Origin of the sequence: Bradyrhizobium elkanii WSM2783, from assembly GCF_000472865.1 — a bacterium.
Classification (GTDB): Bacteria; Pseudomonadota; Alphaproteobacteria; order Rhizobiales; family Xanthobacteraceae; genus Bradyrhizobium; species Bradyrhizobium elkanii_A.
Window position 1 is genome coordinate 57,438 of record NZ_AXAP01000043.1, and the last position, 11,008, is coordinate 68,445.

The 11,008-nt window shown below is 63.3% G+C and carries 11 protein-coding genes; 6 read left to right on the forward strand and 5 right to left on the reverse strand.

Annotated features, from left to right (window positions below):
* Nucleotides 1-212: 212 nt before the first annotated feature.
* The 4 genes from gor to YY7_RS0130420 all read right to left on the reverse strand — a co-directional run bounded on the left by gor (nt 213) and on the right by YY7_RS0130420 (nt 3,957).
* Nucleotides 213-1,598: a glutathione-disulfide reductase gene (gene gor / locus YY7_RS0130405; protein ID WP_028166526.1), complete on the reverse strand. Its 1,386-nt coding sequence runs from the start codon at nt 1,596-1,598 to the stop codon at nt 213-215.
* 26 nt (nt 1,599-1,624) lie between these two features.
* Nucleotides 1,625-2,167: a DUF2059 domain-containing protein gene (locus tag YY7_RS0130410; protein WP_028166527.1), complete on the reverse strand. Its 543-nt coding sequence runs from the start codon at nt 2,165-2,167 to the stop codon at nt 1,625-1,627.
* A 25-nt stretch (nt 2,168-2,192) separates the two neighbouring features.
* Complete coding sequence (rpiA, locus tag YY7_RS0130415) at nt 2,193-2,885, reverse strand: ribose-5-phosphate isomerase RpiA (RefSeq protein ID WP_035691294.1); 693 nt, start codon at nt 2,883-2,885, stop codon at nt 2,193-2,195.
* 244 nt (nt 2,886-3,129) lie between these two features.
* The gene (locus YY7_RS0130420; protein WP_028166529.1) at nt 3,130-3,957 is read right to left on the reverse strand and encodes an SDR family NAD(P)-dependent oxidoreductase; all 828 of its coding nucleotides are present in this window, start codon (nt 3,955-3,957) and stop codon (nt 3,130-3,132) included.
* Between the two features lie 202 nt (nt 3,958-4,159).
* Between YY7_RS0130420 and gph the strand changes: the two genes are divergently transcribed.
* The 6 genes from gph to nhaD all read left to right on the forward strand — a co-directional run bounded on the left by gph (nt 4,160) and on the right by nhaD (nt 10,772).
* Complete coding sequence (gph, locus tag YY7_RS0130425; protein WP_028166530.1) at nt 4,160-4,846, forward strand: phosphoglycolate phosphatase; 687 nt, start codon at nt 4,160-4,162, stop codon at nt 4,844-4,846.
* Nucleotides 4,847-4,997: 151 nt separating this feature from the next.
* Nucleotides 4,998-5,471 (forward strand): hypothetical protein, encoded by a 474-nt coding sequence (locus YY7_RS0130430; protein ID WP_028166531.1) that lies wholly within the window; start codon nt 4,998-5,000, stop codon nt 5,469-5,471.
* A gap of 270 nt (nt 5,472-5,741) precedes the next feature.
* Entirely contained in the window at nt 5,742-6,776 is a 1,035-nt protein-coding gene (moaA, locus tag YY7_RS0130435) for a GTP 3',8-cyclase MoaA (RefSeq protein WP_028166532.1), read from the forward strand.
* Between the two features lie 457 nt (nt 6,777-7,233).
* Nucleotides 7,234-7,773, forward strand: coding sequence for a TRAP transporter small permease subunit (locus YY7_RS0130440; protein ID WP_028166533.1), 540 nt, complete (start codon nt 7,234-7,236; stop codon nt 7,771-7,773).
* Nucleotides 7,770-9,371 (forward strand): TRAP transporter large permease, encoded by a 1,602-nt coding sequence (locus tag YY7_RS0130445; RefSeq protein ID WP_028166534.1) that lies wholly within the window; start codon nt 7,770-7,772, stop codon nt 9,369-9,371. Before YY7_RS0130440 ends, YY7_RS0130445 begins: the two co-directional genes overlap by 4 nt.
* A 120-nt stretch (nt 9,372-9,491) precedes the next feature.
* Entirely contained in the window at nt 9,492-10,772 is a 1,281-nt protein-coding gene (nhaD, locus tag YY7_RS0130450; protein ID WP_028166535.1) for a sodium:proton antiporter NhaD, read from the forward strand.
* A gap of 6 nt (nt 10,773-10,778) precedes the next feature.
* On the opposite strand, the gene YY7_RS0130455 is transcribed toward nhaD, so the two are convergent.
* Nucleotides 10,779-11,008, reverse strand: a 230-nt coding sequence (locus YY7_RS0130455; RefSeq protein ID WP_028166536.1) for a transposase, incomplete at its 5' end; no start/stop codon positions are given.

An 11,008-nucleotide genomic window follows, 5' to 3' on the forward strand; every position in this document is an offset into this window, starting at 1 on the left:
CATGGCCGGATCGCCCCCGCTGCGCACCGTGTTCGCAGGGCTGTGGGCGGTGCGCAGTCTGGTGCAGTGAGACGGGAGCGTCGCCCCTCCGCCCTCGTCATTCCGGGATGCGTGCGCAGCACGCAGGCCCGGAATCTATCGGACCGCGGACGCGAATGGCAAGACGGATTTCGGGCTCGCGCTTCGCGCGCCCCGGAATGACGAGCGGGGTACTACTCCGCGGCCTGCCTGACGTACCGCGCGCTCGGCGTGCGCATGGTCACGAGTTCTTCCGCGGCGGTCGGATGCAACGCGAAGGTCGCGTCGAAGTCGGCCTTGGTCGCTTTCATCTTCACCGCGATCGCGACCACCTGGATGGTCTCGGCGGCACAATCGCCGACGATGTGACAGCCAAGCACGCGGTCGCTTACGCCGTCGACCACGAGCTTCATCAGCACGCGAGTGTCGCGGCCTGACATCGTCGCCTTGATGGGGCGGAAACTGGTCTTGTAGACGTCGACATGGCTGAACTGCGCGCGCGCCTCCGCCTCCGTCAGACCCACGGTGCCGACCTCCGGCTGCGAGAACACCGCGGTCGGAATGTTGGCGTGGTCGACCTGGACCGGGCGCTTGCCGAACACGGTGTCGGCGAAGGCGTGGCCCTCGCGGATCGCGACCGGCGTCAGGTTGTGGCGATGGGTGACGTCGCCGATGGCGTAGATGTTCGGCACCGAGCTTTTCGACCAGGCATCGACCGCGATGCCGCCATTGTCCGGATTGATGGCGACGCCCGCCTTCTCCAGGCCGAGATTGGCGACGTTCGGATGCCGGCCGATCGCGAACATCACCTTCTCGGAGGCGAGGCTCGAGCCGTTGGACAGATGCGTGGTGAATTCCTTGCCGTGACGATCGACCTTGGTAACGGTGCAGCCGGTCAGGATGGTGATGCCGCGCTTCTCCATCTCGGCGCGCACATGCTCTCGGACGTCCTCGTCGAAGCCGCGCAGGATGTTGTCGCCGCGGTAGATCACGGTGACGTCCGAGCCGAAGCCGGCGAAGATGCCGGCGAATTCCAGCGCGATGTAGCCGCCGCCCTGGATCACGATGCGCCGCGGCAATTCGGGAAGGTGAAACGCCTCGTTGGACGAGATCACGTGCTCGGTACCGGGAATCACGGGCCCATGGTTGGGCGCGCCGCCGGTCGCGATCAGCACGTACTTGGCCTTGACCGTCTCGCCGGTCGCAAGACGCAGCGTATGCGCGTCCTCGAAGATGGCCCGCGTCTTGACGATATGCGCGCCGGATTTTTCGACATTGGTGGTATAGGCCGCCTCCAGCCGCGCAATTTCCTTGTCCTTGTTGGCGACGAGCGTCGGCCAGTCGAACGAGGCTTGCGGGATGGTCCAGCCGAAGCCGGCGGCATCCTCGATCTCCTGCTGGACGTGCGAGCCGATCACGAACAGCTTTTTCGGCACGCAGCCGCGGATCACGCAGGTACCGCCCATCCGGTACTCTTCGGCGACCATGACCTTGGCACCATGGCCGGCGGCGATACGGGCGGCGCGAACCCCGCCCGAACCGCCCCCGATGACGAACAGATCGACGTCGTATTCAGCCATGGCGCTCTATGTCCTACTCCAGAGAATTAGATCTCCTTGCCGCGCTTGCGCATCTCGGCCCGGAACTGGGCGTTCACAGTCTCGGCGAACTGCTGCGCCCACTGGTTCATATAGGACATCGAGAACTGGATTGCCCGGGGCTCGCTGGCGAGCAGCTTCTGGCCCAGCGGCGACTTGTAGAAGGTGACGAGGTCCTTCAGTTCCTGCTCGGTGAATTCGTTGGCATAGACCTTGGCCATGCCATCGCCGATCTCCTGCTCGCGGCCGGCCAGGTTCTTGGCGACGATGGTGGCGACCTCGTTGAGGTCCTTCTGGTAGTTGAGGTTGGACTGCAGCAGGCTTTCCTTGGTCTGCAGCACGATGTTGGGAACGGCGTTGGCGTACATCGCGCTCGCGTTCTTCATCTTGAGGATTTCCTTGGCCGCCGCGATCGCCGCGGGCGAGCCTTCCTTCAGCGTGGGCGCCGGTGCGGGAGCCGGCGCCTTCTGCTGCGCGCTCACCGATACGGCGGTCAGGGCCACAGCCAATCCGAGGCCTGTGGCCGACAAAATCCGTACAAAGCTCGTCATTCTAATTCTCCCAGAATTTACGGCGTCAGCGCCGTTCAACAACGCGAATTCCCTGCGCGCCCGCCAGCACGACCGTGCCGGCGAGACCGATGAACAACCCGTGCTCGACAACGCCCGGGATCACGCTCAGCAGTCCCGCCAGACGCGGCGCATCCCCTATCCGTCCCAGATGGGCATCGACAATCCAGTGGCCGCCATCGGTGACAAAAACGTGGCCATCCTTGGCCGTCCGCAGCACCATCTGGCCGGCAACGCCGGCCTCCGCGAAGGCCTTGGCGATCGCCGCCTTGGTCGCCGCGAGGCCGAACGGGATCACTTCGATCGGCAGCGGGAAACGGCCGAGCGGATCGACCCATTTGCTCTCATCGGCGATCACAACCATGCGATCGGATGCGGCCGCCACGATCTTCTCGCGGAGCAGCGCGCCACCACCGCCCTTGATCAGGTTGAGCGCGGGATCGACCTCGTCGGCGCCGTCGACCGTGAGATCGAGATGGTCGATCTCGTCCAGTGTGGCGAGCGCAATGCCGCAGGCTTCCGCCTGCGCGCGCGTCGCCTCCGAGGTCGGCACGCCCACGACCTTCATGCCACCGCGCACCTTCTCGCCGAGCAGGTCGACGAAATGCTTGGCGGTCGACCCGGTGCCGAGCCCGAGCTTCATGCCGTCGCGCACCTCTTGCAGGGCGCGCGCGGCGGCCTGTCGTTTCAATCCGTCCATGTCCACGTGCGACGATTTCCCAGAACTTGTTCGCGGGACCAGTTGTCAAGGCTTGGGAGCGGCCCCATCCCCGCTCCGGCGGCGCATATCTAGCCGCCTTTTGCGCGCAGGGACAGCGCCAATAGCGCCTTATACGGCGCGCAACGCAGTTTTAATATTCGATCAGAACCCGGCGCCAGCGCGCTGTTTTTCCACGCTTTCTTCCGGCGACGCAATGCTTCGTCCTCTACCGAAAGATTAACTTTCAGACCGCGTCCATCGCGGCCAGGATCGCGCCAAACCGAGCCTCGACCTCGGCTCGCATGCCGGGATGGGTAAATACATAGAGGCGATCCTCCCGTATGGCGGCAAGGACGCGTGCGGCGACGTCGGCCGGATCGATGCCGGCCTCAAGCTGCCGCGCGATCTCCGCGACCATGGCGGCCGCCGGGCTCTCAGGATCGAGCGCAGGCGTCGGACCGTAACGCGGAGGGCGGTTACGTCCGCTCTCCCCGATCCGGGTCCGCACGAAGCTCGGGCACAGCACGCTGACGCCGATGCCAAGCGGCTTGAGCCGCAGGGCCAGCCCCTCGGACATGCTGACGACCGCGAACTTCGTCGCCGAGTAAGGGCTGAAGCCGAGGCCGCCGTTTATCCCCGCCATCGAGGCGGTGTTGACGATGTGCCCGCCCTCGCCGTGCTTGCGCATGTGCGGCAGGAAGCTTGCGATGCCATGCACGACGCCCATCAGGTTGACATCGATCACCCAGCGCCAGCTCCCGAGCGAGATCGCGTCGATGCCGCCGCCGGCGGCGACGCCGGCATTGTTGCAGACAATGTGGACATTGCCGAACGCATCGAACGCGGCGCCGGCGGCGTCCTCGACGCTTGCGGGATGGGCGACATCGCAGAGCGTGCCTCTGACGCTCGAGCCAAACTCAGCCAGACTTTTGACGGCGCGTTCGAGCGCGTCCGCCTCGATATCGGCGAGCATCACCTTCATGCCGGCCTCCGCGAACGCACGACCAAGCGCAAGGCCGATGCCGCTGGCTCCGCCGGTGACAAAGGCTGTTCTGCCGTCAAGTTCACGCATGGAACGCCCTCCCATCGATCATGATCCGACGTAATCGGATCATGATCTCATCTTTTTGTTCAAGCATGATCTTCCCGCGCAAACGCTACGCGTTTGTCGCGAGGGAAAAACCGGTTTCCACTTTTCCGGATCATGCTCTATGCGCAGCGAAGTCGGCCCTCTTCTCTTGCATGACGGCGCCGGAAACGATAGCCAAAGGAGGATGAACTCTCCCGGCATTGTCGTTTTCGATCTCGACGGTACCCTCGTCGATACCGCGCCCGACCTGATCAGCGCGCTCAATTACGTGCTGGACCGCGAGGGCTTGGCCCCGATGCCGCTGCAATCGGCGCGGACCATGATCGGCGGCGGAGCACGCAAATTGATCGAGCGCGCGCTCGAGGTCGAGGGCCGCCAGATCAGCACGGACGACGTCAGCCGGCTGACCAAGGATTTCATCGACTATTACGCCGCCCATATCGCCAACGAATCGCGCCCGTTCGAAGGCCTGGAAACCGCCCTGGACGAACTCGCCGCGCAGGGGTTCCGCTTTGCGGTCTGCACCAACAAGCTCGAGTTCCTGTCAAAGCTCCTGCTCGATCAGCTCGGCCTGAGCGGCCGGTTTGCTGCAATCTGCGGCGCGGACACCTTCGGAATCTCGAAACCGGATCCCGCGATCCTCCGGCAAACGGTGGCGCGGGCGGAGGGACAGCTATCCTCCGCAATCATGGTCGGCGATGGCGGGCCGGATGTCGGGGTCGCCCGACGGGCAGGTATCCCGGTGATCGGGGTCGAATTCGGCTATACCGAGATACCTATTGCCGAATTGAAGCCGGATCGGCTGATCGGCCATATGCGGGAGCTGCCGGCGGCCGTCGACAGCCTCGCCAGGGCTGTGAATATCTCTTAACCTACTGAGATAACGTTGCTTTTCTGCAACGCCACGCATCCTTATTAACCATCGCTTAGCGAATTCGCCCTGCGCCGTTGCGCCGCAGTGCCCACCCTCCTATGGTCCGGCCGGGGATTGTGGCTCTCAGCCACAGTTAGGTGGATCAATCATGCGTCGTGTCATCGCGATTGCCGTCGCCGGGGCAAGCCTGGCGGGCTGTTCGTCTTTTTCTTGGGATTCGTTCAAGTCGGCGCCTGCGCCGGTCCAGGTTCAGCTCGAATCGACGCCTCCGGGCGCGGACGCGGTGACCTCGGTCGGACCGGGCTGCAAAACGCCCTGCACCGTCTCGGTGGCAGCGCCCGACAGTGGCTTCTCCGTCACCTTCAACCTGCCGAAGTATGAATCGGCCACGGTTCCGGTCACGGTGGTCCGCAACCCCGGCGACCTCACCACTGCGGCATCGACCGTCGTCGATCCAAATCCCGTGGTTGCGGAACTGAAGCCCACGGCTCCGCCGCTCAAGGCGCGCAAGCCACGGCCGAAGCGGCCGAAGCCGGCCGCCGCTGCGGCAGCCCCCGCAGCCGAGCCGGCCACCGCTGCCGGTACGCCTTTCCCGGATCCGAACGCGCCGGTGCAGCGCTAGAGCATATTCGGTTCTGATTGAATCAGAACCGAAGCTCCAGATTGTTGTTTTGACGCGTTTTCTGCGCGGATAAGTCTACGCAATCTGCGTAAACTTGATTGCTATGCGGACCGGCGTCCACTTCGCTCGAAAACGCTCTAAATTACACGTTCGCACTGCACTATTTGACGGCGCGCATTGTCGGACGGTAACAAGCTGCCTAGATTGTGCTCGCGGAGCCACTTCCCTTTCGTCCGGCTCCGTCGAGCAAGGCGTTGGCAAGGCGTGTGAATGAGCGCGATTTCGCTTCCCCCCTCCGAATCCCTGTTCCGTCCGATGACCGATCCGTTCGGCCGGACGATCCGCTACCTGCGCGTCTCCGTCACTGACCGCTGTGACCTGCGCTGCTTCTACTGCATGTCGGAAGACATGACCTTTCTTCCGAAAGCCGATCTCCTGACGCTGGAAGAGCTCGACCGGCTGTGCTCGGCCTTCATCGCCAAGGGCGTGCGCAAGCTCCGCCTCACCGGCGGGGAGCCCCTGGTGCGGCGCAACGTGATGACGCTGGTGCGCTCGCTGTCGCGGCATCTTGCCAGCGGCGCGCTCGATGAATTGACGCTGACCACCAACGGCTCACAGCTCGCGCGCTTCGCCGGCGAACTCGCCGATTGCGGCGTGCGCCGCATCAACGTCTCGCTCGACACGCTTGATGCCGACAAGTTCCGCGCGATCACGCGCTGGGGCGACATCGACAAGGTCCTGGCCGGGATCGAGGCGGCACGGGCCGCGGGGCTTGCGGTCAAGATCAACGCGGTGGCGCTCAAGAACATGAACGAGGACGAGATCCCCTCGCTGATGGAGTGGGCGCACGGCAAGGGCATGGCGCTGACCTTGATCGAGGTGATGCCGATGGGCGACATCGGCGCCGGCCGTATCGATCAGTATGTGCCGCTGTCGCTTCTCCGCGCCCGGCTGGAAAAGCAATTCACGCTGACCGATCTCGAAGAGAGCACCGGCGGCCCTGCCCGCTATGTCCGGGTCAGCGAGACCGGCGGCAAGCTCGGCTTCATCACGCCGATGACCCACAATTTCTGCGAATCCTGCAACCGCGTGCGCATCACCTGCACCGGCACGCTGCACACCTGCCTGGGCCACGAGGATGCCTCCGATTTGCGCAAACCGCTGCGCGCGTCGGCAGACAACGAGCTGCTGTCGGCCACGATCGACCGCGCCATCGGGTTGAAGCCGAAGGGGCACGATTTCATCATTGATCGCCGCCACAACCGCCCCAGCGTCAGCCGGCATATGAGCGTCACCGGCGGCTGAGGGCCGCCCGCCTCCATTTCGGCCCAGAACTCGTTGAGATGAGGTCGAATTGTGTCCGCCATGGACGCTGCCTCTCTTCACCTCTCCCTTCGGGAGAGGTGAACTTGCGGCCAGGCCGATTCAACCAAATGACATCACTGCTCTAGCGGGCCCTTCACTGAAAAGCTCCCGGGATTCACCAAGCCCATGCAGCGGCTTGGGGCCGCGTCAATTTGCCCATTTTCCAATTGACCTTATCACCCCACGCTGAAATGGTGCGGCAGCTTTCACGCCAGCTCGGCCGGACAGGCCGCTGCCCTACCCGGTGCAGCCAAGACGGCAGAAGCACACCGACGGGGAGGACTGGCATTGCAATCGCTCGTAGAGGTGAGCTTTGGCACCACGCGCGTTGGCGCGGTGGCGTAGCGATGCTCGTTGACACAAACGGCGCGCGTTTGGCGCAGCCGCGGAGACCATAATGCGCCCTTTGATGGGATTGAGTACAGCCATCGACCGGCTCAATGAGAAGATCGGCTATATCTGCAACCTCCTGGTGCTGATTGCCTGTCTCGTCAGCGCGGGCAATGCGATGATCCGCTACGCCTTTTCCTATAGCTCGAACGGCTGGCTCGAAGCGCAGTGGTATATGTTCGCCGTCCTCGTGATGTTCGGCGCGTCCTACACCTTCAAGCGCAACGAGCATGTCCGGGTCGAGATCTTCTATCTCATGCTGTCCGAGCGCGGCCAGCTCTGGCTCGACCTGATCGGCACGCTGTTCTTCCTGATCCCGGCCTGCCTGCTGCTCGCCTATTTGTCCTGGCCATTCTTCTACCAGTCCTATGCGGTCGGCGAGATCTCAAGCAATGCCGGCGGCCTGGTCCGCTGGCCGATCAAGTTCGTCATTCCGGCGGGTTTCGTGATGCTGGCGTTGCAAGGCGTCTCGGAGGTGATCAAGCGCATCGCGGCGCTGCAGGGCTATGTGACGATCGACGCGAAGTACGAGAGGCCGACCCAATGATTACGCTGGAGATGATGCCGCCACTGATGTTCGGTGGCATGATCATAGCCATGCTGATCGGCTACCCCGTGGCATTCACGCTGGCCGCAGTCGGGCTTTCGTTCGGATTCCTCTCGATCTATCTCGGCTTCTTCGACCTCAACTTCCTGCAGGCGATCCCCGGCCGCATCTTCGGCAGCGTGCTGTCCAATGAGCTGCTGCTCGCGATCCCCTTCTTCACCTTCATGGGCGCGATCCTGGAACGGTGCGGGCTTGCGGAGGACATGCTGGATTCGATGGGCCAGTTGTTCGGCCCGATCCGCGGCGGCCTCGGCTATTCCGTCATCATCGTCGGCTTCATCCTGGGCGCGATCACCGGCACGGTGGCGGCGCAGGTGATCGCGATGGCGCTGATCTCGATGCCGGTGATGATCCGCTATGGCTACAACATACGCTACATCACCGGCGTGCTGGCGGCCTCCGGCACCATCACCCAACTGGTGCCGCCGTCGCTGGTCCTGATCGTGCTCGCCGACCAGCTCGGCAAATCGGTCGGCGATATGTATCTCGGCGCCTGGGGGCCGTCGATCTTCCAGATCCTCCTGTTCGCCGGCTACACCTTCGTGCTGGGCATCATCAAGCCGAGCCACGTGCCGGCGGTGCCAAAGGAAGCGCGCACGCTGACCGGCTGGGCGCTATGGAAGAAATGCCTGCTCGGCATCATCCCATCAGCGGTGCTGATCTTCGTCGTGCTCGGCACCATGATGATGGGCCTTGCGACCCCGACCGAAGCCGGCGCCATGGGCGCGGTCGGCGCCATCGTGCTCGCCGCAATCCACCACAAGGAGTTCAGCTCGACCGGCCACAAGGTAATGATCGCCGGCGTCATCGCCGCAGGCATCGGCACCATCGTCGCGATCCTCTACAGCGAGAACCTGATCTTCAAGATCATGTTCGCCATCACCTACCTTGCGGTGGTCTGGATCTGCCTCGAGGCGGTGCGCATTCCCGACCTGCGCGACCTGATCAAGCAGGGCTATGAGACCACCATGCGCATCACCTGCATGGTCACCTTCATCCTGATCGGCTCGACCTGCTTCTCGGTCGTGTTCCTCGGCGTCTCCGGCGGCGTCTGGCTCGAGCACCATCTGACATCGCTGCCCGGCGGCGTGTGGGGCTTCCTGATCTTCATCAACCTCTTCATCTTCTTCCTGGCCTTCTTCCTCGACTTCTTCGAGATCGCCTTCATCATCCTGCCGATGATCGCGCCGATCGCGCAGAAGATCCTGGCGCCGGTCGTCGGCCCCGATGCCGCCCTGATCTGGTTCGGCGTCATGCTGTGCGTGAACATGCAGACGTCGTTCCTGCATCCGCCGTTCGGCTTCGCGCTGTTCTATCTGCGCGGCGTGGCGCCGAAGGAAGTGAAGAGCTCCGACATCTATTGGGGCGCGATGCCCTGGATCGGACTGCAGGCGATCATGGTAGCGCTGGTGATCGCCTTCCCGATCACGGTGACGGCCCTGCTCGACAAGCCGCTCGACGTCGACCTGACCAAGGTGAAAATCGAGGTGCCGCAGATCGACCTGCCGCCGCTCGATTTTGGTCAGCCCAAGAATTGAACTGGCGAACTGATCTGGCCGTGCCCTTCCTCCGGAGGGTGCGCGGGCAAATAGCCGCGGCGAAGCTGCTGGACGGCTGCCGATCGGGATCGGTATGGACGGGCTTGGGGGGATCAGGTCTTGTTGGCCGCAATCGTCGCGATCTTTGTCGTCGCCTACGCCGCGATCGCGCTGGAACACCCGATCGGGATCAACAAGTCAGCCTCCGCATTGCTGGGCGCCGGACTGCTCTGGACGGTGTACGCCGTCGCGAGCGGCGACGCGGCCCTGATCGACAAGCAGCTCAACGAATCCGTCTCCACGACCGCGCAGATCGTCTTCTTCCTGCTCGGCGCCATGACGATCGTCGAGGTGATCGATGCCCATAACGGCTTTGAAGTCATCACCTCGCTGATCCGCACCAGGAAGCAAGTCACCCTGATGTGGCTGGTCGGCTTCGTAACCTTTTTCCTGAGTGCGATCCTGGACAATCTGACGACCACGATCGTGATGATATCGCTGATGCGGAAGCTGCTCGACGATGCAGACGATCGCCTGTTCTTCGCCTCCATGATCGTGATCGCGGCCAATGCAGGCGGCGCATGGTCGCCGATCGGCGACGTGACGACCACGATGCTGTGGATCGGCGGACAGATCACGCCGCTCGCGATCATCAAGGGGGTCTTCCTCGCTTCGCTGATCAACTTGATCGTCCCCCTCCTCGTCGTCTGCTATTTCTTGCGGGGCAAGGAAATTCCAGCGCTCGCAGAGGTGGAGCGTGAGACGCCCGAGACGAGCGTCTTCGAGCGCAACGTGATGTTCTACCTCGGCCTCGGCATCCTGATCGCGGTGCCCGCCTTCAAGGCCGTGACGCACCTGCCGCCGTTCATGGGAATCCTTTTTGGACTGGGCATCCTCTGGACGGTTGGCGAACTGATCCATCGACACAAGGAGCAAGTCGAAAAGGAGCATCTCACCCTCCTCCACGCGCTGACGCGGATCGACATGGGCTCGATCGTCTTCTTCGTCGGGATCTTGCTGTCGGTCGCAGCGCTCGAGCACACCCATGTTCTGGAAATACTGGCCAGGTGGCTGGATGCGACCATCGGGCGCCAAGACATCATCGTCATCGCGCTCGGGCTTCTCAGCGCCGTCATCGACAACGTGCCGCTGGTGGCGGCGACGATGGGCATGTACAGCCTGACGCAGCATCCCGCCGACAGCTTCCTGTGGGAGTTCATCGCTTACTGCGCCGGCACCGGCGGATCGATCCTGATCATCGGCTCGGCGGCAGGCGTCGCCGCGATGGGCTTGGAGAAGATCCACTTCTTCTGGTACGTCCGCCGCATCAGCGGCCTTGCCTTGCTCGGCTATTTCGCCGGCGCCGCCGCCTACATCATCCAGTACCGCCTGCTTCACTAGAGCGTTTCACGTTTTGATGGAAGCATATCCAGCGTTGGCGAAGTAGTTGCTGCATTCGGTAGGCTGGATCGAGGTGACGAGGTCGCCGAGGTGTCGCCAAATGTCTTCGAGGGTGCGCTTCTGCGCGATGCGCATCCAGTGCTTGATCTTGGCGAAAGTCTGTTCGATCGGATTGAGGTCGGGTGAGTAAGGCGGCAGATACCAGAGTCTGGCGCCGGCGCCTCGGATGATGCGAC